The organism is Micromonospora sp. CA-248212 (genome assembly GCF_050948405.1).
GTDB lineage: Bacteria > Actinomycetota > Actinomycetes > Mycobacteriales > Micromonosporaceae > Micromonospora.
Window position 1 is genome coordinate 2,065,981 of record NZ_CP192023.1, and the last position, 25,032, is coordinate 2,091,012.

Below are 25,032 nucleotides of genomic sequence, written 5' to 3' on the forward strand. Positions count from 1 at the left end.
GAACGCGATGCCGATCAGCTGCAGGCGGCCCCACCGGTTCCGGCGCAGCCGATCCCAGCGAGAATTCCCAGTCCGATTCCCAGCAATGAGATGACGACCGTCTTTATCACGCCCTCGTCCGGTCGAACACGTGGCGGCTCGAACTTGGTCTGGGGTGTTGCCGTCGGCGCAGGTGTCGGCGATGCCTTGGGTTTGGCCGTTCGCGAATTATTGGAGTTTCCGTAATTGCGGGAGCCCGTGTTTTTCTGATGTTCCTTGATCTTTTTCGCTAGGTCGAAGTTCCGGTCTTTCCGCGCCTGCTTGTACATCTCATCCAGCTCCGCAGCATTCTTGCCTTGGAGGAAGGAGTGTTTACCGTCGCGTTTTCCACGTTGGCCCCCGGTGAGACACGCACAAGGGCGACCGTCGTCGGATTTCTCCTTCTTCTTAGCCGTCTTCGGCTTGACCTTGCCGCGCTTGTCGCGATCGTCGAGTTGCTTGTCCTTGGCCAGCAGTCGGTCCCGCGCCGACTTCGGCCCGGCCGCCGGCCGGCGCACGGCCTTGGCCTTGGGCTTCGGCTTGGGCTTGGGCTTCTTGACGTACTTCTTGCCGTTGTAGCGGTGCGTCTTGTTGAACTGGGTGCAGCCCTTACCGGTGCCGCAGTCGGGACGCAGCCCATCCGGGTCGGAGTAGGTGACCGGGCTGTTGTTCGCGTACGCGTAGCCCTGCATCTGCTGCGGGTCGGACTCGTCGATCACCGGATCGACGGAGAGGAACCGGCCGGTCTCCTGGTCGTACTCGCGGGCGCCGATCCGCACCAGGCCGACCCCGGCGTCCACGGTGCCGCCGACGAAGCCCCGCTGACCGGGCCAGGTGCTCGCCGCGGCGCCACGGCTCCCGCCGTACGGCAGGCTGTAGCGCCGGGTCGGGGTCAGGGTGACCGCGTCCACCGCCACCCCGGCGGTGCCGTTGTGGTCGTCCACCAACCAGCTGAGCCGGTTGTCCGCGGTCCGTACGGCGATCACGTCGCCGTCCTGGCCGTAGTAGCGGGTGCCGAGGGCGCCGCCACCGGCCGCCGGGCGGAACAGCTCGGCGTTGCCCAGGAAGTACGTGGTGCCGGTGGCGTCGCGGCGCAGCACCCGGTTGCCGTCGGCGTCGTACCCGAAGGAGGTTGTCCGGCCGCCCTCGGTGATCGCCGTCAGGTTGCCCTCGGTGTCCCAGGTCAGGGTCTGGTCCTTGCCGGCCACCGCCCGGGTGGTGGTGTTGCCGTCCGGGTCGTAGCCGAAGGTGTCGGTCCGGTTGCCGGCCGGCCCGGTGGTGATGACCGACCGCAGGGTGTGCGGCTGGGCGGTGCCGGCGGCCGGATAGTCGTACGTCCGACGGGTGTCGCCGGCGGCGTCGTGCCGGACCTCCTCGGTACGGTTGCCGACCTTGTCGAACCGGTACGACTGCCAGTAGGCGGCCGGCCCGCCGAGGACGGACAGGCTGGGGTTGGCGGCGCACTCGTCGGTGGCGGTCCACGCCTCGGTGAGCCGGCGCAGGTAGTCGGTGCGGAAGCACTGGGTGTCGCCGACCGCGGCATCGGCGATGGAGGTGACGTTGCCGGCGTCGTCGTAGCGGTAGCTGACGTCGCTGACCATGGTGGCGTCCTCGGTGCCCACGCCGATTGCCTGCGCGGTGCTCAGCCGGCGGCTGCCGGTCTCGTAGCCGAAGGTCCGCAGCAGCACCGCCTCCGGGCCGCCGAGCTGGTACGACTCGACGTCACCCAGCGGGTCGTACGCGGTGTCGTTGACGTAGGTGACGCTGCCGCCGGACGCGGTCCGCGAGGTCATCGTGGCCGGCAGACCGAGGGAGTTGTAGGTGTAGGTGACCGTCTCGCCACCGAGGCTGCCGACGGCCGGCAGGCTGGCGGAGGTGACCGCCCCCGCCGCGTTGTAACTGAACGTGCTGGCGTACCGCTCGGTCTGCCCGGCCGTGGCGGCCGGGACCGTGACGGCGGTTCCGGTCGGCCGACCCGCCGGGTCGTAGCCCAGGGTCTCCGACCGGTACGTGTCGCCGCCCGCGTACCGGGTGGCCGCGGTGGGCAACCCGATACCGCCGGGCAGCGTGTCGTAGGTCCAGTCGGCCAGCTTCGTGCCGTCCGGGGAACCGTCGTACCGGCCGGTGGGGCGGCCGAGCGGGTCGTAGGTGCTGGCGACGGTGTGCCCGCGGGCGTCGGTGGCGCTGGTCAGCTGGTCCTCGTCGTCGAAGCGGGAGGTCGAGGTACCGGTATCCGGGTCCTCGGTGTGGATCCGGCGGCCGCGCAGGTCGTAGGAGTAACGCCAGACGTTGCCGGCCGGGTCGGTGACGGTGGCCAGCTCACCGCCCCTGGTGTACGTGTACCGGGTCTCGTCGTAGGCGCCGGTGGGTGACCCGCCGGTGTACTGCCGCAGGGCGGTGACCCGGTCGTCGGCGTCGACGACCGTCGTCGTGGCGGTGCCGCCGTCGGGCGGGTCCACCGACGTCCAGTTGCCGCCGTACGCGGTGCCGGTGCGCCACTGCTCGACGCCGTGGGACAGGAAGATCTCCACCGTCTCCCGGTCCGCTCCGTCGTAGCCGTACCGGGTCTCGCCGGGCACGCTGCCGGTCGGCCGAAACAGTTCCGGGACCGGGTCGCGACTGGCCTCCCAGTAGTCGTCGTAGGTGCGGTCGACACGGCCGTGGCCGTCGTGGAACGTGTCGGTGATGATCCGGCCGCCGGCGGGGGAAGCCGTCTGGGTCTGCCGGGGACGCAGGAAGCCGTCGTAGAGGGTGTACGCGGATCGGTAACCGCCGCCGGCGTCCCCGGTCAGGGTCTCGGCGCGGGTGGCGCTGGTCCCGTCGGCGCGGACGACGTACTCGAAGCGACTGTTGGGGCTCTGGGTGTCCTTGGCCCGGCCGGGCAGCCACACCTGGCGCAACCGGCCCAGGGCGTCGTACGTCAGGTCGGTCCGTCGCCCGTTGGCATCCACGGTGCTGACCGGGCTACCCAGCAGCGGGTCCAGGGTGCTCGTGGTGGTGTGGCCCAGGGCGTTGGTGGTGCTGACCTGGGTGGTCGGCCCGCCCAGTGCCGGCGTGTACGCGGTCTTGCTGCGGCGGCCCAACGCGTCGACCACGGCGGTGGGCCGGCCGTGCCCGTCGACCTCGGTCGAGCCGGCGGTGACGTAGACCGGGCCGCCGGACCAGGAGCCGGCCTCCTCGCTGCGGGTCTCGTCGCCAGCGGTCGGCGGCGCACCCCAGCCCAACTGGCCGTCGTAGTAGCCGCGTTCGTCGGAGATGAGATCGTCCGGGTACGCCGGGGTGGTGGAGCAGCCCACGGCCACCGTCTCGGTCCGGGACACCGTGTCGGTGATCCACGCCTTCAGGTTGCGGGTGTACCAGGTACGGGTGCAGGTGTCGTCGCCCGGATCGGCCAGGTCGCCCTTGTCCTCGACCCGGGTCATCCCGGCGTAGTCGGGGTCGTAGCCGTAGTTGGTCTCGGTGGTACGGGTCGAGCCGTCACTGAGCGCGGTGAGGATCCGCTCGGTGGTGCCGGTCACCAGGTACGCGGTGAGCGGTTGCATCCCCGTACGCTCCCGGGTGGCCGTGGCCCGTACGCCGGTCAGCGCGGAGACCCTGCGCTGCAACCAGGGACCACCGTCGCCGTCGTACGTGGTGACCACCCGGTTCAAGCCACTCCACTGCGGATCGTCGGGCACACCGTCCACCTGGACGCCCTGGTCCGGCGGACCGGACTTGTTGACGTCGCCGTTCATGCCGCGCATGAAGACGTATTCGGTCAGGGAACGTTGACCACCGGTGGCCCCGGTGCGTACCCGCACGGTGCGGTAACCGCGCCACTGCCCCCAGGTCTTGCGGCCGGTCGGGACCAGTTCGGCGTCGTCGTGGTGCCAGGCGTGCCCGCCGATGTCGTACTCGTAAGAGGTGATCTCCGGCGGGTTGCCACCCACCAGGTCCTCCTCGGTCACCTGGCTGACGGCATACTTGTGGAACCACTCCAGCCGGGTGGCGGACCCGATGCCCCAGTACACCGGGAAACAGCGCCGGTTGTTGTCGTCCTCGGCCGGCAGGCCCCCGGGCCGGCACTGCACCGGCGCGTACGCCACCGAGATCTGGCCACCTGTCTCGGTGTGCACGGCGCTGATCCGGCGTTTGTACAGCGCCTGCACGGTGTCAGCGGTGTCCACCCGGTTCGGCCAGGTCTGCCCGTCGAAGGTGACCGGCGGCAGCGTGGTGGTGCCACCGACGTGACCGGACTGCCGGATCGCGTCCAGCCACAGCGGCGGGCTGGTCTGGTCCTGTGGCCGGGGGTACGACTGGGTGAGCTGCCAGGAGCTGACGTCGCGGTAGGCGCCGGCGGTGTACACCTGCGTGGTGACCCGGTCGAGGCGTTTGGTGGACCAGAACGTGGGGGCGAAGACCTGGCACGTCCCGGTCGACGTGCAGGCCTGGTCGAGTGGGGTGTCCGGCCAGTTCTGCGGCTGGGAGGTGACGCAGCTGCTCCCCGGGATGCAACGGTCGGCCGGGGCGAACACCACGCGGGCGGCGGCCGGCACGGTGAACAGGGTGTCCGCGCGCTGGCCGTACTCGATGCGGTCGAGCTGGCCGCCCCGGACGTAGGGGGTCGGCGCGGTGGCGGTGGCGTTGCGGCCGTAGTGGTTGGTCTCGGGGCGGTAGTAGTAGGACATGGCGTCGCCGTGCGGGTCGACGACGTAGTCGAGGTTCCAGCGGTACGCCTGCTGACACCAGGCGTCAGCGGGGGTGCCCCGGTAGCACCAGGCCCCGGGCTCCTTGCCGAAGACTGGCACCGTCCAGGTCGAGTTCGTCTCGGCCCGGCCGGCGGCCCAACCCGGTAGCCGGTTGAGGCCGAAGTAGTACTGGGTGCCGTCGGGTGCGGTGAGTCGCCAGTGTTCGCCCTTGTCGCCGTCGCGGCTGTCGGTCCTGTCGTCGCCGTCGTCGCCGTTGACGGCGCCGGTCAACCGCTCCACCCGCCAGCCGTCGTCGTCGGCCATCCGCCAGGTGCGGCTGGTGTCGTCCAGGACCAGCTCGCCGGCCGCGCCGGGCAGCGACACGATCGCGTTGTCACTGCCCCAGCAGAGGTCTCCCACCGGCGAGGCGGGCTCGGTCGAGCAGGGCTTGTAGGAGCGCTCGATGAAGCCGGACTGAAGTTCGAAGCCCTCGCCCACCCAGGACGGCTGGTTGTTGTTGGCGGCCACCCGCCCGTCGATAGAACCGGACGAGTAGTTCAAGGCTAGGTCGGGCTCGACGCCGGGGACCTCCGGCGTGTCGATCGGGTACGACCAGGTGAAGTCTCCGGACTGGAGGCCGACCTCCCAGGTGGCTGTCGGTGAGAGCGAGGTGGCCTGGTAGCTGCCGGCGCCGCCGGACGGCCCGGCGGTGAGCGCGTACAAGCCGTCGGGCACCCGGGCCTCGACCCGACCGGTGGCCGGCTGATTGCGACTGGAAACCGCCGTGCCGGTGCGGCAACCGGGGGCGGCCGGCGTGGTGGCCGCGCACTCGGGCATCCGGACCAGCCGCAGCCGGGAGCCGTAGTCACCGCCGTAGGCGGTACGAAAGCCGGAGTAGTCGATGCTCACCTGCGTCCGGGCCGTGTCGTCCCGGCGGGAGAGTCGGATGAGCAGGCCGGTCAACCCGGCCGCTCGGACGGCGTCCTGGCCGAGAAGCTCGACGCGCACCGTGCCGGCCCCGGTGGGCGATCCGACCCACAGAGGTAGCGCACCGGCCCGGGCGAGGGAGATCTCCGGCTCGCTCGACATCGGCCGGACGGCGGCGGCGACGGGTACGTCCACGGCGGCGGCGGACGGCCACTCAGCGCGGGCCGCCTTACGCAGCGCGGCCTGCTCCTCCAGGTCGACAGCACGCGGGCGGGCCGGTGCCGACGTCCCCTTGACCGGCGCGACCGGGTTCTTGGCAGCGGGGGAGCGGGGGCGGCCGGCGGCGGGCCCGGCCTGTGCGGGCGCCGCCCCGGCCAAACTGATGACCAGCGCCAGGACGAGAGCGCCGGCCAGCGAGCCACGACCGGCGCGTATCCAGCCGATCCGACGGGTACCTGGTATGGGCATCCTGTTCCCCCCGCGTGAAGTGGTGACTGCGAACAAGCCGGTTGCCCCGCACGCGCCGGATCGGCCATCCGACTAGGACACTGGGCGTCGGACGTCGCCGTGGGCAACGGATCCGGCGCGTTCGGGACAGTCCCGAACGGGCCCGCACGGCGAGCGTCAGATGACTAGGATCGTTAACCTCGATCGAGTCCGATCGACGCATGGGGGAGTCGAATGTCCGAAGCCGGAACGCAGCCGCCGAACCCCGACGAGGCGACGAACCCGGCCGAGTTCGTGACGGCGCTGCGGGCCCTGCGGGAATGGTCCGGCCTCACGTACCGGGAACTCGCGGCCAAGGCCGACGCCTCAGGGGACGCCCTGCCGTCGAGCACGATCGCGTCGGCTCTGAGCCGTACGACCCTGCCCCGGCAACAGGTGGTGCAGTCCTTTGCGAGAGCCTGCGGACTCGGCGACGCCGCCGCGGCCCGCTGGGTCGCGGTCCGTAACCGGCTTGCCGTCGGGCCGATCTCGAGCGGTTCTCCGGATCCCGTCGAGGAGGCCGGGGTGGCCGCCGCGGAACCGGTCGCGCCGCCCGCGCCGGCTGCTCGGCCGCGACGGTCGAGGAGGGCAATCGTGGTGATCGCCGCCCTCGCCGCCGTGATCGGCTCCGGCACGGCGTTGGCCTGGAAGGGCGCCCTCGGCTCAGACGGCTCGAACGGCTCGGGTGGCCGTGCCGTGGAATCCTCCGGGGCTTCCACGCCCGCGACTGCCGCCCTGCCCGATGGCTGGTACCTGATCCAACCCGCGCACGTGCGGGATCGTGACCTGTGCCTGGGCGAGGGGCGGGAGCGTAACGGCCGTACCGACCGGCCGCTGGCGGTGCAACGGGCGTGCGACCGGATCTCCCCGGACACCTTCCTCAAAGCGGTCGGTGTCGGGGTCTACGAGATCGAATGGCACCATCCGAAGGAGGGCGCGGGCTGTCTGACCGTCGACGAGGCGCTGACGGGGGACGGCGCGTTGCTGGCGCCGGACAACTGCACCGGTGCCGCCCACCAGCGGTACCTGTTGGAGGCCACAAACGTGCCGGTGCCCGGCGGCTATCGGCTACGTCCGATCCACAGTGGTCTCTGCGTTGGGGCGCTCGGGGGCCCGGCCGATGTGAACCCCGGCGCCGAGGCGATGCAGGCGAACTGCACCGGGGCCCTGGACCAGGAATTTCTGTTCGTCGCGACGAAACAGGCAGGCCGATCGTCCTGAATCACTGCCGTGGTTGCCGAGCGGACGATCAATCGTCCTCATCGAAATCCGTGTCGTCGACGAGGCCGCCCAGGAACGTCTCGAAATCGGGGGCGAGGACAGTGATCTGGTAATCCCACTCCTGGTCGACGTGCACGACTGTCGGCTCGCCCGTGGACCGGTAGTCAAGGGCGATCATGTCGTGGCCCGCTGAGGGGCAGTCGGCGATGTAGATACCAATGTCGGGGTAGCCCCACTCGGCTATCCAGAACGCGCTCCCGAGCTCGCCGCACAGGCTGAAGGGCGCGGTCCGGCCGATCGCCGCCAGGGTGTCCACCGCGACGTAGTTCGCCGACCAGGAGGTTCGGCTGGGCGAGGGGTAGGCGTCACGAGCCAACAATCCGCCGTTGTGTCGCCGGGCCAGGTCGACGTACGCGGCGGGTAGCTTGCGGCCGAGCTGTGCCTCCACCTGCCGTAGAACCTCGTCGGTGAGCGGACTTTCCAGCGGATCGGAGGCGTCGAAGATGATCGTGGGATCGAGCACGCGCTGACGGTAGTCGCTGAACGTCGGTTGCCGGAACGCCCCGGGGCTCCATTGTCTGAACGCTGTTCGTGTTGAGGATTCACTCCTGCCGCGACTGCGCGGACCCGGCGGGTGCGCTGCCCCGACGCTTCCTCGGCTGGCTCAGGTGAGCATCCTGCTGTTAGGTTCGCGAACGTGACGGTGCAGATCACCGCTGGGCGTTTCCACGAGGCTGACGGTGTAGAAGACTGGCGTTGTCTCTACCACCTGGTTTCGGCCTACTTCCGGACTGGCTCGCTGTCGGCGGGGATCGCGTTCGTCGACGAGATCGGCCGGCTCGCCGGCCGCGACGAGCAGGAGCATCTCAACCTGGATCTGCGCCACGCGGGCGTCACCGTGTCGCTGTCGCGGCGTGACATCTCATTGGCGCGACGGATATCGGCCGCTGCGCGGGCGCTGGGCATCCCCGCCGATCCCACGGCGGTGCAGCTCCTCAACATCACCCTCGATGCCCTGGTGAAGTCGGACGTGCTGCCGTTCTGGCAGGCGCTGCTGGGATACCGGCAGATCGGTGACGACTACCTGGCCGATCCGGCGCGACGGGGGCCCGGATTCGGGCTGCAACCCATGGAGACGGCGCGACCGCAACGCAACCGGATGCATGTCGACATCGCCGTCCCGCACGATCAAGCGAAGGACCGCGTCGCCGCCGCCCTGGCCGCCGGCGGGCGCGTCGTCTCCGACGCACACGCGCCGAAGTGGTGGGTGCTGGCCGACCCCGAGGGTAATGAGGCATGCGTCGCGACCTGGGTTGGACGCGAGTAGCGGGCCAGCCAGAGCGCGACCCGCAGATGGGCCCGAAGCTGCTGATCTTTTGGGAACCCGAACGCGGGCTCGTGAACGAACTGCGCAAGGAATTGGGCGAAAAGCGCTCCCTCGCTTTGGCTGCCCGCCGTGGCGATGGTGCTGTTGAGCGGTATTCCTCAGAGGTATGAATATGACTGTGCGGTATACCGCTTACCGCCGCATCCGCCTCCACGCAGGTGGCTGAGGGTCACGCCCGGCCACCGGCCGCGCGCGGCGGCGCGGTCCAGCCCGCAACGGGCGAGATGGGCACGAACTGCCTCTCGCCCCGACTGACCGGGCGTCACACCCGGCTCAGACCGAGCGCCTCGTCCACCCGGTCCAGCACCCCCACGTCGTCGTGGCCGACGCCGCGCAGCAGGTCGATGGCGGTCGCCCGGATCTGTCCGACGATCATGGTGACGGGCAGCGGCGGATCGGACCGCAGCAGGCCCGCGGCGATCCGGACCGCTTCCAGGGCCGCCGCGTCGGCCCGGTGCGCGTGCCGGTCGGCGTCGGCGCCGCTGAGGTCGCTGGCCAGAGCCTCCCCGGCCGACCGTACTGCGGCGGTCAGCGCGCCGATCGCGGCGGCCAGCTCCGGCGGTGTGGCGGTGTGCCGGCGGGTCAGGGTCACGCCGGCCCGCGCCAGCACCCGGATGTTGCGCGCGGCGTAGTCGAGCTGCCGCAGTGTCGCCTCCACGTCGACGAGCTTGCCCAGGTGCCGGCGGCGCAGTCCCAGCCGCAGCGTCTCACCGGTGGCGAGCACGGCGGTCTGTAGCTGGGCGACGCAGTCGTCCACCTGCCGAGCCTGGTCCAGCGCGGCGCGCGCGGCTGCCTCGTCGCAGCCCCGCAGCGCGGTGTTCACCTCGTCGAGCAGGTCGGCCAGGTCGGTGTAGCTGCGCCGGCCCTGCGCCACCAGCGGCGCCAACGGGTCGCGGGCGGCCATTAGCTGGCTGGCGGCCAACGCCACCGCGCCGCCGATGAGCGCGTCGACGAAGCGGAACGGCATCAGCGTCCCGTGCGGCGCGGCGACCACGACCAGGTACATGGCCGACACGGTGGCCTGCACGACCAGGGCACGGCGGGCTCCGATCAGCACCAGCGTCGTGGTGGTCAGCAGCAGCACCAGCAGGACCGTGCCGGTACCGGGGCCCAGCGCGTACACGAGCAGCTCCGCGACGAGCACGGCGGCGGCCACCGCGAGCAGGATCTCGACGGTCTGCCGTAGCCGTCGCCCGCGGGACTCACCGAGCACGACGAGCGCGGCGGTCGGCGCATAGAACGGGTCCGGGTGACGGATCACCACCGCCGCCACGATCCAGGCGACCACCGCGGCGGCGGTCAGCTCGACCACCGTCATCCCGTCGTCCCGCAACCGCGCTACGGCGTCGCGCCCCCACGTCCGCACCGGTGCTGCCCCTCTCGCCGGACGGACCCGACCCGGCCGCCTATTGATCTTCCGCGAGGACCGGGACTACCCCGCCTGTGAGCTGCTCAATCGTTGGGTGGCGGGCGGCACGCGGGACGAGAGGCCGATGGCAGGTCATCGTGGGCGGCCGCTTCACTGCATGGCGGTGAGCGGAGGATGATCGAATGACACGGGGCAGCGGAAGGTGTACAGCGAGTAGCCGCGCCCGATCTGCACGCCGACGATGTCGGGGGACGCGGTCGGGTCCTCCTCGGACGGGCGCCAGCTGCAATGCATCCCGTTCCAGTCGCCCGAATCCACGGTGAACATCAAGGTCATCGCGGTGCCGCAGGCGACACAGTCCATCGGGTACGGATCGGTCAGAGACCAGTTCGCGAACCCGCCGACCTTCCATCCCGGCGCCAGCGACAGGTCGCTCTGATAACGGGGACGGCTCTCGTCCTCGTCGTCATCCCACTCGTCGAGCCGGTCGCGTAGGTCAGCAGGGAGCAGATCGGCGTACTGGTACTCGTGGACCTGCTCGGGGTGCAGCACGCACGGGATCGGCAGGTACATGTCGCTGATCACCGGCGGCTCGGGAGGTGCTTCGAGCAGGGGGCCGACGGTGGAACTGTCGCGCCAGTAGAGGAAGACGCGAGGGCTGTAGTGCCGGTCCGAGTGGTCTACCGGGCACCACAGCACCTGGAGCAGGTCGGTGTCGTCCGGACCGGCGTAATCCGGGATGTCTCGTCGGTAGAGCTGCGCGACGGGGACCAACGGGATGGGATCCTCGATCAGGCCGTCCAGTTCCAGGGCGTCGGCGGCGTCGAGTTCCGCCCGCTCCTTGACGGTCAAGAAGTCCCCACCCGGCACCGGATCCCGGGCCTCTGCGGTCGCGAGGATCTCCCGCCTGCGGCGCAGGGCAGCCGGGGTCGTAAGGTTCCACGGCTCGTGCGCCCCGGCGTCGTCGCAGACCGGCCACACCTCGTGGGCCGGCCACAGCAGCGGTCCACCGACCGAGCTGTCCCTGACGGTCGGAGCGCCGGGTCGGGGATGCAGGCGGGTGGCCGTGGTGGAATGTTCCCGTAGCTCGGGAAATACCGCGGTGATATCCAGCGGACGCGGAGGCGTGGTGCGGGCCATATCGGTGGATCTTATGACCCGCGTACCGGTCCTGATACCCCGGATCGCTGGCACCAGTCGACGTCTGCGACGGCGCCCCGGCTGTCGGAGTAGCTGATTTTTCGGCGGTGATTCGGCTCCGACCGGTCAGGCCGTACCCTGGCGGTTGACTCGGCCCTCGTGGGCCGCCTTCGACCGGCCATGGTCGCGCTCGATCCCCGCTGATCCGGTAGCGGTGCGCTCGTGCCGCTGATCAGGCAAGTGCTCGACCGTCGCCCCCTGCCGGCCCCGTGCGCCGTTGCCCGGGTGCCGGCGGCCCCGCGCCGACTCGCCGCCGCTGTCGTGCTTGTTGCGCTGTTGGCTGCCCATGCCACCTCGGGCACCCGGTGCCTGGGCACTCATGCTTTCGGGCGGGACGGCTCCGGCGCAGTTCCGCAAGATGCTGCCCTGGCCGTGAGGCTGGCCAGGCCAGCTCGGATTGTGCAGGTCAGAGGCCGGTTGGACACAAGCCCGCAGGTCTGCTCCCGGTGCCGTTCCGAATTTGCTCCCTGTTGCGCCCATCCGTCTCGCGATCGGCCTCGAATGCCTCATGACAACAGCAGTGAAGTACAAGCATTTGAGGAGTTCGTATGAAGCGTCGCCTGTTCGCCTCCATTGGCGTGATCGCTGTGCTGGCCCTGTCCGCCTGCGGCGGTACCGACAACGGGGACAGCGCCAGCGGCGCGCCGAGCATGTCGGCCAGCGCGCCGATGGCATCGGCTTCGCCCTCGACGATGATGTCCGGTCAGTTCGGCTCGGGGTGCGCTGCCGTGCCGACCGATGCGTCCAACCCCGGTAGTTTCGAGGCGATGGCGAAGGTGCCGGTGGCCACGGCCGCGTCCGGCAACCCGCTGCTGTCGACGCTGGTGACGGCCGTGAAGAAGGCCAACCTGGTGGACTCGCTCAACGGCGCGCAGGGCGTCACGGTGTTCGCGCCGACCGACGATGCGTTCGCCAAGATCCCGAAGGCGGACCTGGACAAGGTCCTGGCCGATGACGCCCTGCTGAAGAAGATCCTGACCTACCACGTGGTGACGACCCAGCTGTCGCCGGACACCCTGGCGGGCACCCACAAGACGTTGCAGGGCGGCGACCTCGAGGTGACCGGCAGCGGCTCGTCGTTCACCGTCAACGGCACCTCGATGGTGGTCTGCGGGAACGTCTCGACGGCCAACGCCACCGTCTACATCGTTGACACCGTTCTGATGCCCAAGAGCTGATGGCGGCGACCGACATCGAGCCCCGGCCGGCGACTCGTCGGCCGGGGCCGACCCTCCGCATGACCGCCGTCCGCGGCGCGGTCGTCGGCCTGCTGACCGCCGGAGTGACCCTGGCCGTGGCGCATCTCCTCGCGGCACTGGTTGCCCCGGCCGCCGATCCGGTGCTGGCAGTCGGCGGCGTCGCCATCGACCTGGCACCGCAGGGCGTCAAGGCGTTCGCCATCCGCACCTTCGGCGCGAACGACAAGATCGCGCTCCTCGTCGGCGTCTACGCGCTGCTGGCCCTGGCCGCGGTTCTGCTCGGCGCGGCGGCGCTTCGACGACGACGCTACGGTCTGGCTGGTCTCGCCGTGTTCGCCGCTGTCGGTGTCGCGGCCGTCCTGTCCCGCCCGGGGGCGACACCCCTGGACGTCCTGCCGGTCCTGACGGGCGTCGGCGTCGGATCGGCCGCGATGTTGCTGTTGGCGCGCGCCGGTCGAACGGTAACGGCCATCGCGCCGAGCCGGCCGAGGCTGCTCAACCGCCGTCAGTTCCTGGCCACGACAGCGGGGACCGCGCTGACCGCCGGTGCCACGGCCGCCGTTGGCCAGGCCGTCGGTCGCGGCAGTGCGGTTGGCGCCCGTTCCCGCGCCGCCGTTCGCATTCCGCCGCCGGTACGACCGGCACCGCCGCTACCCGGCGGTGTCTCCGTCGGTGTCGACGGGGTTTCGGCGTTCCTCACCCGCAACCGGGACTTCTACCGTGTCGACACGGCACTCACCGTCCCGCAGGTCGATGTGAAGACCTGGCGGTTGACCCTGGACGGGGCAGTCGACCGTCCTCGTACCTGGACATTCGAGGATCTTCTCGCCCGTGGCCTCGTCGAGCGTGACATCACCCTGAACTGTGTCTCGAACGAGGTCGGCGGTCCCTACATCGGCACCGCCCGCTGGACGGGGGTTCCCCTTGCACCGCTGCTTCGCGAGGCGGGCCTCCACGCCGGGCAGAACCAGCTTGTCAGCCGCTCGGTGGAGGGCATGACCATCGGCACTCCGCTCGCGGCGATCCTCGACGGGCGCGACGCGCTCCTGGCCGTGGCCATGAACGGTGAACCCCTGCCCCTGGAACACGGTTTCCCTGTCCGCATGCTCGTTCCCGGCCTCTACGGCTACGTGGGGGCCTGCAAGTGGCTCACCTCGATGAAGGTGACCACCTTCGACGCGTTCGACCCCTACTGGGTGCAGCGCGGGTGGGCCGCCGACGCGCCCGTCAAGACCGCATCGCGCATCGACACTCCGAGACCTTTCGCGCAACGTCGCGCCGGGCCTGTCATCATCGCCGGTGTCGCGTGGGCGCAACGGCGCGGAATCGTGGCCGTCGAGATTCAGGTCGACGACGGGCCGTGGCGGCAGGCCCGCCTCGCCGATGGACCATCGCCGGACCTGTGGCGGCAGTGGACCTACCGCTGGGACGCCACCCCGGGTAGCCACACCCTGCGCGTACGGGCCACCGATGCGACAGGTGCGACCCAGACCGACCAACGGGCTGCGCCCTTCCCCGACGGCGCGACCGGCTGGCACAGCACCACCGTCACGATCACCTGACCTGGTGCTTGCCGTGATTCCGGCCAGGAACGAGTACGCGGCGGCAGACTGCACGGCCGCCTGCACAGGAGAGGACATGCCGAGGATGAGCGGCGACCCGGAACACGCGCGGCGGTTACGTTCGGTGCCGCCGGATACCGCGACGCCACCGAGCCCCGACGAGCTGCTGGCGCGGGTGGCACGCGGTGACGAGGCGGCGTTCGCGGCGCTGTACGACACCATGGCCGGCCGCGTCCTCGGGCTGGCCCGCCGCGTCGTGCGCGACCCGGCGCAGGCGGAGGAGGTGACGCAGGAGGTGCTGGTCGAGGTGTGGCGCACCGCCGGCCGATTCGAGGCCGGTCGTGGCTCGGCCTCCGCCTGGATCCTGACGATGGCGCACCGGCGGGCGGTGGACCGGGTGCGCTCCGAGCAGGCCCACACCGACCGCACCCAGCGGGTCGCCGCGACCGAGACGCACGTCCCCTACGACGAGGTCGTCGAGGACGTCACCGCCCGGTTGGAGCGCGAACAGGTCCGTCGCTGTCTGGGCCGGCTGACACCGGTCCAGCGGGAGGCGGTGGTCCTGGCCTACTACGGCGGCCACACCTACCGTGAGGTCGCCGAAAAGCTGAAGACACCGCTGCCGACGGTGAAGACGCGGATGCGCGACGGACTGATCCGGATGCGTGACTGCCTGGGCATCGACATGGAGGGACGGGCATGAGTGCCGACATCCACACCCTCGCCGGCGCGTACGCCCTGAACGCGGTCGACGACCTTGAGAGGGCGGCGTTCGAGCGGCACCTGGCCGACTGCGAGTCGTGCCGACAGGAGGTGACCGAGCTACGGGAGACGGTCGCCCGGCTCGCCGACGATACCGTCGTCGAGGCCCTGCCCCAGGGGTTGCGGGAGCGCACCCTCGTCCAGGCGGCGCGCACCCCGCAGGTGCGCTCCGCAGCCGCCGGGGACAGCGCCACACGGCAGGCAGGCAGGTGGCGACGCCTTACGGTGGCCGCCGCGGTGGCCGTCCTCGTGGCCGGCGGCGCGAGCGCGGCCACCTGGGCCGTGACCAACGATCGGGTCAGCGACGAGCGGGCCAGCAGCGAGCAGGCGCGGCAGATCGCCGCCGTCCTGGACGCCCCGGACGCCCGGGTGTTCGAGCGGTCTCTCCAGCCCGGTGGCGCCGCGACCGTGGTGGTCTCCCGCAGCCGGGACCGCGGGGTGGTGCTGCTGCGCGACCTGCCCGAGCCCGGCCCCGGGCGGATCTACGAGCTGTGGCTCATCCGTGGCAGCGAGCCCCGCAAGGTGGGACGGCTGGCAGAGGGAGTCAGGGAGTCGACCACGGTCATCGGCCCGGTTGCCGAGGCGGGAACGTTCGGCGTCTCCAACGAACCGGTGGGCGGTTCCGTCGCCCCCACGCGAATCGTGGGCACGGTCGCGCTGAGCTGAGCACCGGCGCCAGGAGAGATCGCTGCTCCGCCGTACCGCCACGGGCGCGAGGCGTCAGCGGAAAGCGTCGATGTTGCGCTTCGCCCAGGCGGCGAAGGGGCGTGGGGATCGGCCCAGGATCTCGGCGATGTCCGGGCTGATCCGCTGTTCGGCTTCGGTGGGCGTGCCGAGGATCGCCAGCGTGCCCTCGACCACCGGTGGCGGCATGAAGCGCAGCATCTGCTCACGGGCTTCGTTCGGCGTCTGGTCCACGAAGCCGATCGGCTCGCCGAGCGCGGCGGCGAGGTCGGCGACCCGTTCGCGAGGCGTGCTCAGAGCCGGGCCGGTCAGTTCGTAGGTGCGGCCGACGTGCGAGCTGTCGAGCAGGGCTGCGGCCGCCACTTCGGCGATGTCGGCCGGGTCGACCAAGGGTAGACCGACGTCGCCGAACGGCGCGGCCACCATCCGCGTACTCCGCACCGGTTCCGCCCAGGCGAATGCGTTGGAGGCGAAGCCGCCAGGGCGCAGTATCGTCCAGCCGAGGTCGGATCGGCGGATCAGGTCCTCAATGGCGTGCAGGGGTGCGTGTGACGGCGAGTCGGGCCGTGTGACGACCGCCTGCGAGGACTGCAGCACGATGCGCTTCACGCCACCGGCCGCGGCGACCCGCAGGATCTCGCGCATGTCGAGATGGGCTCCGGCGCCCTCGACGAGGAGGTACAGCGCGTCGGCGCCGGCGAGCACCGGGCTCAGACTTTCCGGCCGCTCCAGGTCCGCGTGATGGTGACGGACCCCGTCTGGCAGGGCGATCGGGCGTCGTCCCCGGGATACCGCCGTCACCCCACCGCCCGAGGCCGCGAGGATTGACGTGAGCGTACTGCCGACGTTTCCGGTGGCTCCAACCACGACAAACATGTCTGTGTCTCCAGTTCGACCGCGTCGTTCGCGCGGTTGCCGGAAACGCTAGTAGCGCCGATATAGTAGGTACCTAGAGGATAGTAATGGATATGTGACGGAGGGCACATGCAGCGCTCGACGGATCCCGAGCTGGCATGTCCGGTCGCGCCGGTCGTGGACATCGTGTTCAGCCGGTGGACCACGCCAATCCTGTGGGCTTTGCACGAATACGGTCGGCAGCGCTTCGTGGAGTTGGAGCGCCGACTGACGAGCATCACGCCCAAGGTGCTCACGCAGCGGCTCCGCCAACTCGAACGCGACGGACTCGTGACGCGCACCTACCACGCCGAGGTGCCGCCGCGAGTCGAGTACCAGATCACCGAGTTGGGCGCCAGTCTCGGCCCGATCTTCGCCCACCTGGCCACGTGGGCCGACGCCAGCCTCCCAGAGGTGGAACGCGCGCGGGATGCCTACGACGCCGGGCGATGAGGACCATCCACAACGCGGAAGCAGAACCTCACCGTGATGGGCGGGCCGACGAGCTGGCGCGGTCAGCTTGTCGAAGATGCGCTGCGGGTCACCGGATCTCGTTGCCGGGGTGGTCGCTGTCGTACGCCTGACGGGCTTCGGCGATGACGTCGCGGTGTGCCAGCGACCAGTCGGCGAGGGCCTTGACGAGATGGGTGAGGCTGGTGCCGGTTTCGGTGAGGCGGTAGTCGACCTGGGCGGGCACGCTCGGGTAAACGGTCCGAAGGACGAGGCCGTCTCGTTCCAGGCGGCGCACCGTGAGGGTCAGCATGCGCTGGGAGATCCCATGGATGGCGCGCTGGAGTTGGCGGAAGCGTCGCGGCCCGGCGGCGAGTTCGACGATCACGAGTACGGACCACTTGTCGCCCACCCGGTCAAGAACGTCTCGGATGCCGCAGTCCGGGTGTTCCGGCTGTCCGCACGGTTCGAGCTCGGCGGCTTCCGCGGTTACCTCGGTGTGCGCTGGTGACACGAGACTGCCTCCTTGTGGCCCGCCGGGCGTGGGTCCAGGCTGCCCGGTAGTTACTGAAGAGAACCACGGCAGGAGACCGAGCCGCAATGATCATGGTTACCGGCGCCAACGGGCAGCTCGCCTCGCGCACCCTCGCAGAGCTGGCCCAGCGAGGGACACCCGCCCTGGCGGCAAGTCGCACTCCCACTGGCGCACAGCGCCACCTCGACTTCGACGATCCCGCGACCCTTGACCTCACCGGGGTTTCGACCCTGGTCCTGATCTCGGCCGGGTACGCCGAGGACGACACAGTCATCGCGCGTCACCGAGCCCTCCTCGACGCCGCCCGGCGCGACGGAGTGGCGCACGTGACGTACACCAGCCTGACCAGCGCCGGGGACCATCTCGGGTTCGCGCTGGCCCACCGGGCTACCGAGCACCTGATCACGACCAGCGGGCTCGCCTGGACGATCCTGCGGAACGGGCTGTACGCCGAACTCTTCGGCGCCCTGCTCACGTGGACGCCCGACGGCCTGGAGTCGGCGTTCGGGACCGGCGCGCTCGCCGCGGTGGCGCGGGCCGACCTGGCCGCTGCCGCAGCCGTCGTCGCCAGCGAGCCCAGCGCCCACGCCGGAAAGGTGTACGACCTGGTCGGAACCCCGATCACCGCCGGCGACATCGCCGATCGTCTCGGCGTCGCGCACCGCACGATCGATCTTGGCGAGTACCGCGCCCGTCTGCTCGGCAACGCCATCCTGCTGCCGTTCCAGCCGCCGATGCTCGCCTCGATCGCCAGCAGTGTCCGCCACGGGTTTCTCCACCACACCGGTCCTGACCTCGGGCGCCTGCTGGATCGACCGCTCACGGATCCCCTCGCCGCCGCCGCCGATGTCACAGCCGCCGCGCGTTGACAGAACCTGCTCCGCCCGGTCCTGAGGCTCGACAGCTGCCAGGACGGCGGCGATCAGGTCCCGACCGTAGAAGCTCAGTGCTCCGCCGCTCGCGGGCGAGGGGTCCGGGGCGACGCTGCGCCCCGGACCCCTGCGGCCTGCTAACGGAGTGGGACTCTCAGGTCATCCGCAGCGTTGACCGTTGAGGGTGAAGGCGGTCGGCGCCGGGTTGGTGCCGCTCCACGTCCCGTTGAAGCCGATGCTCGTGGACGCGCCGACGGCGAGTTTGCCGTTCCAGCTCATGCTGTCCGCGGTGACGCTCGTGCCGTTCTGTTTCCAGGTGGCCGACCAGCCCTGGCTGACCTTCTGGCCGGCGGTGGGGAAGTCGAAGCCGAGTTTCCACCCGTCGATCGCGGTGGTCCCGGTGTTCTTGATCGTCACGGTCGCGGTGAAGCCGCCCGGCCAACTGTTCGCGGTGTAGCCGACCGCGCAACGGGCGGTGGGCGCGGTGGGCGCGGTCCGCACGGTCAGGCCGGGCGAGGCCGCCGAGACGTTCCCCGCCGCGTCGCGGGCGGTCACCACGAAGGTGTACGGGGTGTCCGGCGTCAGCCCGGTCACGGTGTACGTGGTGCCGGTGGCGCTGCCGATCTTCACCGTGCCGGTGGTGTCGACCCGGTGCACGTCGTAGCCGGTGACGGCGGTGTCGTCGGTGGACGGCGTCCAGGCCAGCGCGATGCTGTCGCTGGTGACCGTGCCGGCGGTCGGCTTGCCCGGGGCGGTCGGCGCCTGGGTGTCGCCGGGCGCGGTGGCGCGCGGCAGCACCAGGTGGGTGATCGAGTTGGCCGGGAAGGTGGTCGTGAGGCCACCGGCGGTCACCGGCTGGTCGGCCTCCCGGACGACGCCGGCCAGGTTCGTCCCGCTGTACCGGTAGACCTGGGCGGTGCTCGCGGAGACGCCGGTGAGGGCGACCGGGCTGGTCAGGTCGTCGCCGGTCTTGTTGACGACGACCACGGTGAGCGCCTTGTCGGCGCTGCGCTCGGCGGCGTACACGGCCAGTTTGCCCTGGTCGGCGCTGGTCGCCTGGACGGAGGTGTCACCGAACGCACCGCCGGAGCCGTCGTAGTTGCGGTAGATGCGGAAGGCGTTGGCCACCGGCTGGTCGGTCGTCGGTGCGGTCCAGAGGGTCGCCAGGTCGAGTCCTTCGCGGCCGAAGATGCCGAGGACGTCGGCCTGGGCGAGAGCGCCGTTGAGCGACCCGTAGCCGCCCCAGTTGTATTCGGTCATCGCGATCTTCGTGCCCGGGTAGTGCTGGTCGACCAGCTCGCGCAGGCGCGGGATGTACCGGACCGGCTGGTTGATCCAGCTCTCGTCCACGTAGGTCGGGTCCCAGAGTTGGCGGGTCGAGCGCAGTCGCAGCGCCTGGGTGTTGGCGTCGCCGGCCGCGTCGCCGAGCACGCCGGACTGCTGCGGGTAGAGGTGGACGTCGAAGTAGTCGAGGATGCGGGTGCCGTGCTGCTGCTCGTACTCGCGCATCCGGTCGAGGTACCACGGGCCGAGGTCCTGCCCGCCGTGCGCGGCCTTGTCCGGCGGGTTCGACCAGCAGCCGGTGCGCGAGCAGGTGTCCTGGTCGAGGCCCGAGTAGATGATCGAGTTCAGGCCCCAGCCGACGGGACCGAGCGTCTTCGCGCCGGGGTCGGCGGCCTTGATCGCGGCGGCGTACTCGTAGGTGCGGTCGCGTAGCTCGTCGTAGCCCAGCCCGGTCGGGCGGACGTCGCGGTGGGTGGAGTGCCACAGATCCGGCTCGTTGTCCAGGTTGTAGAACTGGACCCCTCCGTCGGCGGCGGCCCCGAACTGCTCCTTGAGGTGGTTGACGAAGTCGGTGGCGTACTCCGGGCCGACGGCGGTGCTGGTGTCCTCCGGATCGTTGCCGGTGATCAGTGACCCGTCCGGCTTCTTGCCGTTGCCGCAGTCCGGTGCCCAGGGATCGGTGGACTCCTGCGGGCCGTACTTGGCGACGCTGAAGCCACAGGCCCGCGTCCGGTCCTTGGCGATCCAGCCGAGCATCGGCATCGTCATGACCGTGGCGGCCCCGGTGGCCTTGTTCTGCCGCACGAACCGGTCGCTCTCCGAGCCCTTCGGGAGGTCCCCGGGACTCGGGTTGTCGTTGGGGATGTTCTCGAAGTACCAGTCCGCCGCGCGGTTGGTGGTGTCGGCGCGGAAGTTGTAACGGGTGGTGGCGTTGCCGCCGTAGCGGTGCACCGGCAGCCGCAGGTCGCGGGCGAGGGCCTCGTCCGCGAAGTTCATCCCGTAGATGTACGGGCTGATCTGGTGCCGGGCGGCGGTGGTGTCCACGGCCAGTGCCGGGCCAGCCGCGGCCAGGGCGGGCGCGGGCAGGGCCAGACCGCCGAGGGCCGTGGCGAGCACGACCGGAAGTAGAGCTGTGTGGGGACGCACGAGCATTCCTTTCGAATAGGAGCCCGTCGATGGGAGCGCTGCCACAGCGTCGCGCCTTCGTGCCTCCGAGTCAATTCGACGGCCGGGAGCGCCTTCGACGCCGAAGGGCTCCCGGCTGGGTCGGTGCTACTGCTCGCCGCCCACCAGGCTGGGCGAGTCACCCTCGCCCGACACCCTCGCGCTCACGAGCGAGGTGAGCACCGACAGCACCGCGGCGCCGGACGCGATGCCACCCGCTGCCGCCCAGTCCGCCTGCCACGCGTTGAACACCACGTCGGCCCCCCAGTAGAGGAGCAGACCCTGCGCGGCGCTCTTCACCGCCCGCTCGGCGGTGGCCTTCCAGAATCTCGTGGTGAACATGTCCGTACCTCCAGAGCCAGGTTCGTGGAATGGTCCATGAGCCAAGAATGCCTGGTCAGGAGGGGTGGATGCTCGTCGCGTTTCAGCTGTTGCCGGCGGCCCGGCTCGGTCAGAGCTCGCCACCGCCGGTGGGCGCCACGGGGACGGCCGGGACGGCCAGCTTGGCCCGGGGCCGGTCGGCGTCCGGATGGCGCAGCTCGTCGAAGATCGTCAACGCCTCCCGCCACGCCCGGCGCGCGGCGTCGAGGTCACCGGCGGCCCGCAGACTGTCACCCAGGTTGTCCAGCACCTCCGCCTCGTCGTACCGGTCGCCGAGTTCGCGGTGCAGTGCCAGCGCCCGCCGGTAGCAGTCCGCGGCCTCGTCGTGGTCGCCGAGGCCGTGCCGGACGTACCCGAGGCTGTCCCAGGTCAGCGCCGCGCCGTGCCGGTCGCCGGTCTCCTCGTGCAGCCGCAGGGCCGCCTGGCAGCACTGCAACGCCGGCCCCGGCTCGCCGAGCCGGGCGTGCATCCAGCCCAGATTGTTGAGCGCCTTGGCCTGCCCGACCCGGTAGTCGGCGGCCCGGTAGAGGTCGAGGGCCAGCCGGGTCTCGTCCAGGGCCGACCGCAGCCGACCCTGCCGGGCGAGCACCCAGCTCACCCCGAGGTGCGTGTGCGCCCGTCCGGTGTCGTCGCCCAGCTCGCGGTACAGCTCCAGGTCGCGTCGGTAGTGCCGGTGCGCCGCCTCGTGATCGCCCGACCAGGTGCAGGCGATGGCGAGGCCGCGGTGCGCCAGGGCCTGACCGGCCAGGTCACCCCGACGCCGCGCCGCCGCCAGCGCGGTCCGCTGGGCGGCGGCGAGCTCCGGCCAGTGCCCGCTGCGATCGAGGTACGTGGTGAGGGCCGCCGCCAGCGTCCACGCGTGCCGGTCCAGGCCGGCGGCTGCCGCCTGTTCCACACACGCCAACAGGACGTGGTGCTCGGCGGCGAACCACGCCGTCGCCCACCCGTGCTCCGGGCGGTCGCCCACGGTCACTCCCGTCGCCGGCGGCGGCAGCGCGGCCGGTCGCGCCAACCGGTACGGGTCGAGCAGGTGGTCCGCCGCGTGCGAGGCGTGCAGGTAGTGGTCGAACAGGCGGCGTCGGGCGGCCTCCCGCTCGACCGAGGGGTCGGTGTCGTGGCACAGCTCAGCGGCGTACGCGCGCAGCAGGTCGTGCATCGCGTACCGGCCGGCGGTGCGCTCGGTGAGCAGATTCGCGCGGGTGAGGTCGGCCAGCAGCGGACCGACCCGAGCCGGCGGCAGACCGGCGAGGCTGGCCACCGCCGTCCGTCCGGCGTCGGGGCCGGGGTGCAGCCCGAGCAGTCGGAACAACCGGGCCGAGTCGGCGTCCAGGGCCCGGTACGACCAGGAGAAGACCGCCCGCACGTCGGTCATCGGATCGCCGGTGGCCAGTGGGCTGAGCCGGTCCGGGCCGCTGTCCCGCAGTTCGGTCGCGAGCACCGCCAGCGGCACGTCCGGTTGCCCGACCGCGCGGGCCGCGACGACGGCCAGGGCCAACGGCAGGCCGGCGCAGCACCGGACGATCTCGTCCAACGCCGTCTCTTCCCGCCGGGCACGGCCGCGACCGAGCCGAGCGATCAGCAGCTCCCGCGCCTCGGCCGGTGCGAGCAGGTCCAGCATCACCGGGTGGGCTCCGGCGTTGACCACCAGGCCGGTGAGCCGGTTACGGCTGGTCACCACGACCAGGCTGCCCGGGGATCCCGGCAACAGGGGCCGTACCTGCTCGTCGTCGCGGGCATTGTCGAGCAGCACCAGGACCCGGCGGTGGGCGAGCAGCGTCCGGAACAGGGCGGCCTGCCCGGCCAGGTCGGTGGGTACGCGCTGAGGCGGCACGTGCAGCGCCTCCAGGAAGCCGCGCAGCGCCTCGCCCGGCGACACGGCCCGACCGTCGAGGTCGAACCCGCGCAGGTTGACGTAGAGCTGCCCATCCGGGTAGCGGTGCGCGACCTGGTGGGCCCAGCGCACCGCGAGGGTGGTCTTGCCGACCCCGGCCGTGCCGGCGATCGCGGAGATGACCACCGCCCGGCCGAGATCGTCCTGGCCGCCGTCCCGGGCGGCCCGCGCCGCGTCGGCGGGCAGCAGTGCGTCCAGTTGGCGCAGCGCCGTGGCGCGGCCGGTGAACCAGGCGGGGTCGCCGGGGAGCTGCGCCGGAGTCGGACCGGCGGGCCCCGCGGGTGCGGGCTCGGCCGTCGTCTGCCCCCGCAGCACCCGCAGGTGGGCCTCGCGCAGCTCGGGGCCGGGATCGACGCCCAACTCGTCGACGAGACGGCGGCGGGTCTCGGCGTAGAGCCGCAGCGCGGCGGCCTGTTGGCCACAGCCGGCAAGGGCGAGCAGGTAACCGGCCACCAGCGGCTCCCGGAGCGGATGCTCGACCACCAGCGGGCGCAGGGTGTGCGCGGTGGCGGCGTACCGGCCGAGGCCGAGTTCCACGGCGGCGAGCCGCTCGTACGCGAGCAGCCGCTGCTCGTCCAGTCCGGCGGCGGCGGCGTCGACGAAGGCGCCGGCCGCGCCGGCCAGCGCCGGCCCCTGCCACAGCGCCAGGCCGTCCCGCAGCAGCCGCGCCGCCTCGGCCCGCCGACCGGCTGTCTCCTCGACGCGGGCCCGCTCGACCGCCACGCTGAACTCGGTGAGGTCCAGCTCGGTCCCGCCTACGGTGAGCCGGTAGCCGCCGCCCTGCGTCGCCAGCAGGTCGCCCGCGCCCGCCTCGCGCAGGGCCGCCCGGATCCGGGAGACGCAGACCTGCACCTGCGTCCGTGCGCTGGCCGGCGGGTCATCGGCCCAGAGCGCCGACACGACCTGCCCGAGAGGTACCAACCGGTCCGCGTTGAGGAGCAGCAGCGCGAGCACCGCGCGTTGCTGGGGGCGGTCGATGGGGAGGACGCGCCCGCCGGCGGTCACCTGGACGGGGCCGAGGACTGACCACCGCATGGCTTTCCTCGTCAGTCGTGATGGGACGACCACAGTCTATGGACGGCGGGACCCGTGCGGCCGGCGCCAAGCGGTCGGATAGCGGACGCCAAGCGGCCTCGCCCAGGCTCTCCTCAGCCGCCGGATCCGCAGGTCCGGGGGGAGGCGGGCCGGCTCGTCCGGCCATTGTGGACAAGGGGAGCGACATGCGGGTAACCAGGGGACGGGGCGTGCTGACGGCAGTTGTGTCGACGGCTGCCGTGGTGGCGGGCATGGCCTGGGCGGCACCGGCCTGGGCGGTGCCGGCCGGGCTGGAGACGGTCACCCATTCGGCGGCCGAGAGCAGCGCGGACAAGTCGGCGCTGGCGTCCTGCCCGGCCGGCAAGGTGGTCACCGGGGGTGGCGGCTTCCTGATCGCCGGCTCGTCGGCCGCCGGGCGGGTCGGGCTGGACCGGTTGGAGCCGCTGGCGAACGGCACCGGGTTCTTCGTGACCATGCGGGAGGCAGGCCCGGCCAACTTCGCCGGCGACTGGGCGTTGCAGGCCGTCGCCCAGTGCGCCACGACGCCGGCCGGATACCAGGTGGTGGCCACGACCGGAGCGGTCGGAACGGAGTACGTCACCGCGAGCTGCGGGACGAAGAAGGTCATCGGCATGGGTGGGCGGGTCAACAGCGGCCTGGGTGACGTGGTGCTCGACCAGGTCGTGCCGTCGTTCGACCTGACCTCGGTGACCGTCCGGGCGGTCGCGGTGCAGGGCACCTCGCCGGCCGGCTGGAGCGCCACCTCGATCGCCGTCTGCGCCAACGCGCCCGCGGGGCTGGAGCGGGTCGCGTTGACCGGGACGAGCGCGAGCAATTCGTCGGACAACGCCGTCAAGTCGTGCCCGGCCGGCAAGGGCCTCTACAGCGCGGGCGCCGACATCAACGCCGGCAACGGCCAGGTGTTGCTGACCGCGATCAACATCACCGGGGGGAACACCGTTCGGGCACGGGCGGACGAGGACGCCGACGGCTTCGCCGGCTCGTGGAGCCTCAACGGGTACGCCATCTGCGGGAGCTGATTCG

Annotated in this window: 19 protein-coding genes; 10 read left to right on the forward strand and 9 right to left on the reverse strand. The window is 71.3% G+C overall.

Going from position 1 to position 25,032, the window contains the following annotated elements; translation table 11 throughout:
- Positions 1-14: 14 nt before the first annotated feature.
- Complete coding sequence (locus tag ACQP03_RS10290; RefSeq protein WP_357171425.1) at positions 15-6,080, reverse strand: RHS repeat-associated core domain-containing protein; 6,066 nt, start codon at positions 6,078-6,080, stop codon at positions 15-17.
- Positions 6,081-6,293: 213 nt separating this feature from the next.
- On the opposite strand from ACQP03_RS10290, the gene ACQP03_RS10295 reads away from it, so the two are divergent.
- Positions 6,294-7,319 carry an XRE family transcriptional regulator gene (locus ACQP03_RS10295; protein WP_357123268.1) on the forward strand — a complete coding sequence of 342 codons (1,026 nt, stop codon included), beginning with the start codon at positions 6,294-6,296 and terminating at the stop codon, positions 7,317-7,319.
- Between the two features lie 28 nt (positions 7,320-7,347).
- Here the strand turns inward: ACQP03_RS10295 and ACQP03_RS10300 are convergent, their stop codons facing one another.
- Positions 7,348-7,842, reverse strand: coding sequence for an SMI1/KNR4 family protein (locus tag ACQP03_RS10300; RefSeq protein WP_357123271.1), 495 nt, complete (start codon positions 7,840-7,842; stop codon positions 7,348-7,350).
- Between the two features lie 174 nt (positions 7,843-8,016).
- Between ACQP03_RS10300 and ACQP03_RS10305 the strand changes: the two genes are divergently transcribed.
- Positions 8,017-8,646 carry a VOC family protein gene (locus ACQP03_RS10305; protein ID WP_357171429.1) on the forward strand — a complete coding sequence of 210 codons (630 nt, stop codon included), beginning with the start codon at positions 8,017-8,019 and terminating at the stop codon, positions 8,644-8,646.
- 322 nt (positions 8,647-8,968) lie between these two features.
- Here ACQP03_RS10305 and ACQP03_RS10310 read toward each other — a convergent pair whose 3' ends face one another.
- A complete protein-coding gene (locus ACQP03_RS10310) occupies positions 8,969-10,072 on the reverse strand; it encodes an FUSC family protein (RefSeq protein ID WP_357394126.1) in 1,104 nt (367 codons plus the stop codon).
- A gap of 153 nt (positions 10,073-10,225) precedes the next feature.
- Positions 10,226-11,269, reverse strand: coding sequence for a hypothetical protein (locus tag ACQP03_RS10315; protein ID WP_357394128.1), 1,044 nt, complete (start codon positions 11,267-11,269; stop codon positions 10,226-10,228).
- A gap of 554 nt (positions 11,270-11,823) precedes the next feature.
- Here ACQP03_RS10315 and ACQP03_RS10320 point away from each other — a divergent pair.
- From ACQP03_RS10320 to ACQP03_RS10335, 4 genes are all read left to right on the forward strand, one after another.
- Complete coding sequence (locus tag ACQP03_RS10320) at positions 11,824-12,453, forward strand: fasciclin domain-containing protein (protein WP_357394130.1); 630 nt, start codon at positions 11,824-11,826, stop codon at positions 12,451-12,453.
- Positions 12,454-12,512: 59 nt separating this feature from the next.
- Positions 12,513-14,036, forward strand: a complete 1,524-nt coding sequence (locus tag ACQP03_RS10325) for a molybdopterin-dependent oxidoreductase (protein ID WP_357394132.1) — start codon at positions 12,513-12,515, stop codon at positions 14,034-14,036.
- Between the two features lie 76 nt (positions 14,037-14,112).
- A complete protein-coding gene (locus ACQP03_RS10330) occupies positions 14,113-14,739 on the forward strand; it encodes a sigma-70 family RNA polymerase sigma factor (protein ID WP_357123293.1) in 627 nt (208 codons plus the stop codon).
- A complete protein-coding gene (locus tag ACQP03_RS10335) occupies positions 14,736-15,464 on the forward strand; it encodes an anti-sigma factor (RefSeq protein WP_357123296.1) in 729 nt (242 codons plus the stop codon). Before ACQP03_RS10330 ends, ACQP03_RS10335 begins: the two co-directional genes overlap by 4 nt.
- A gap of 54 nt (positions 15,465-15,518) precedes the next feature.
- On the opposite strand, the gene ACQP03_RS10340 is transcribed toward ACQP03_RS10335, so the two are convergent.
- Complete coding sequence (locus tag ACQP03_RS10340) at positions 15,519-16,358, reverse strand: NAD(P)H-binding protein (RefSeq protein WP_357123299.1); 840 nt, start codon at positions 16,356-16,358, stop codon at positions 15,519-15,521.
- 108 nt (positions 16,359-16,466) lie between these two features.
- Here ACQP03_RS10340 and ACQP03_RS10345 point away from each other — a divergent pair, with 108 nt between their 5' ends.
- Positions 16,467-16,829, forward strand: a complete 363-nt coding sequence (locus tag ACQP03_RS10345; protein WP_355052955.1) for a winged helix-turn-helix transcriptional regulator — start codon at positions 16,467-16,469, stop codon at positions 16,827-16,829.
- Between the two features lie 88 nt (positions 16,830-16,917).
- Here ACQP03_RS10345 and ACQP03_RS10350 read toward each other — a convergent pair whose 3' ends face one another.
- Positions 16,918-17,238: a winged helix-turn-helix transcriptional regulator gene (locus ACQP03_RS10350; RefSeq protein WP_357123422.1), complete on the reverse strand. Its 321-nt coding sequence runs from the start codon at positions 17,236-17,238 to the stop codon at positions 16,918-16,920.
- On the opposite strand from ACQP03_RS10350, the gene ACQP03_RS10355 reads away from it, so the two are divergent.
- Together ACQP03_RS10355 and ACQP03_RS10360 are read left to right on the forward strand one after the other, a co-directional pair.
- A complete protein-coding gene (locus ACQP03_RS10355; RefSeq protein ID WP_357123425.1) occupies positions 17,155-17,337 on the forward strand; it encodes a hypothetical protein in 183 nt (60 codons plus the stop codon). The genes ACQP03_RS10350 and ACQP03_RS10355 overlap by 84 nt on opposite strands.
- Before the next feature lie 89 nt (positions 17,338-17,426).
- On the forward strand, positions 17,427-18,230 hold the full coding sequence (locus ACQP03_RS10360) for an NAD(P)H-binding protein (protein WP_433460834.1): 804 nt from the start codon (positions 17,427-17,429) through the stop codon (positions 18,228-18,230).
- Positions 18,231-18,392: 162 nt separating this feature from the next.
- Here ACQP03_RS10360 and ACQP03_RS10365 read toward each other — a convergent pair whose 3' ends face one another.
- The 3 genes from ACQP03_RS10365 to ACQP03_RS10375 form a co-directional block, all read right to left on the reverse strand.
- The gene (locus tag ACQP03_RS10365) at positions 18,393-20,633 is read right to left on the reverse strand and encodes a glycoside hydrolase family 44 protein (protein WP_357171435.1); all 2,241 of its coding nucleotides are present in this window, start codon (positions 20,631-20,633) and stop codon (positions 18,393-18,395) included.
- Between the two features lie 156 nt (positions 20,634-20,789).
- On the reverse strand, positions 20,790-21,023 hold the full coding sequence (locus tag ACQP03_RS10370) for a holin (protein ID WP_357171436.1): 234 nt from the start codon (positions 21,021-21,023) through the stop codon (positions 20,790-20,792).
- Between the two features lie 109 nt (positions 21,024-21,132).
- Positions 21,133-23,988: a BTAD domain-containing putative transcriptional regulator gene (locus ACQP03_RS10375; RefSeq protein WP_433460835.1), complete on the reverse strand. Its 2,856-nt coding sequence runs from the start codon at positions 23,986-23,988 to the stop codon at positions 21,133-21,135.
- A 209-nt stretch (positions 23,989-24,197) separates the two neighbouring features.
- Here ACQP03_RS10375 and ACQP03_RS10380 point away from each other — a divergent pair, with 209 nt between their 5' ends.
- Entirely contained in the window at positions 24,198-25,028 is an 831-nt protein-coding gene (locus ACQP03_RS10380) for a hypothetical protein (RefSeq protein WP_357123311.1), read from the forward strand.
- The last annotated feature ends 4 nt before the right edge of the window (positions 25,029-25,032 follow it).

Coding starts and splice junctions, on each gene's coding strand:
- ACQP03_RS10340 (WP_357123299.1), bottom strand. CDS start 16,358: ATGTTTGTCGTGGTTGGAGCCACCGGAAACGTCGGCAGTACGCTCACG.
- ACQP03_RS10320 (WP_357394130.1), top strand. CDS start 11,824: ATGAAGCGTCGCCTGTTCGCCTCCATTGGCGTGATCGCTGTGCTGGCC.
- ACQP03_RS10325 (WP_357394132.1), top strand. CDS start 12,513: ATGACCGCCGTCCGCGGCGCGGTCGTCGGCCTGCTGACCGCCGGAGTG.
- ACQP03_RS10330 (WP_357123293.1), top strand. CDS start 14,113: ATGCCGAGGATGAGCGGCGACCCGGAACACGCGCGGCGGTTACGTTCG.
- ACQP03_RS10370 (WP_357171436.1), bottom strand. CDS start 21,023: ATGTTCACCACGAGATTCTGGAAGGCCACCGCCGAGCGGGCGGTGAAG.
- ACQP03_RS10360 (WP_433460834.1), top strand. CDS start 17,427: ATGATCATGGTTACCGGCGCCAACGGGCAGCTCGCCTCGCGCACCCTC.
- ACQP03_RS10335 (WP_357123296.1), top strand. CDS start 14,736: ATGAGTGCCGACATCCACACCCTCGCCGGCGCGTACGCCCTGAACGCG.
- ACQP03_RS10345 (WP_355052955.1), top strand. CDS start 16,467: ATGCAGCGCTCGACGGATCCCGAGCTGGCATGTCCGGTCGCGCCGGTC.
- ACQP03_RS10375 (WP_433460835.1), bottom strand. CDS start 23,988: ATGCGGTGGTCAGTCCTCGGCCCCGTCCAGGTGACCGCCGGCGGGCGC.
- ACQP03_RS10295 (WP_357123268.1), top strand. CDS start 6,294: ATGTCCGAAGCCGGAACGCAGCCGCCGAACCCCGACGAGGCGACGAAC.
- ACQP03_RS10290 (WP_357171425.1), bottom strand. CDS start 6,080: ATGCCCATACCAGGTACCCGTCGGATCGGCTGGATACGCGCCGGTCGT.
- ACQP03_RS10355 (WP_357123425.1), top strand. CDS start 17,155: ATGGATGGCGCGCTGGAGTTGGCGGAAGCGTCGCGGCCCGGCGGCGAG.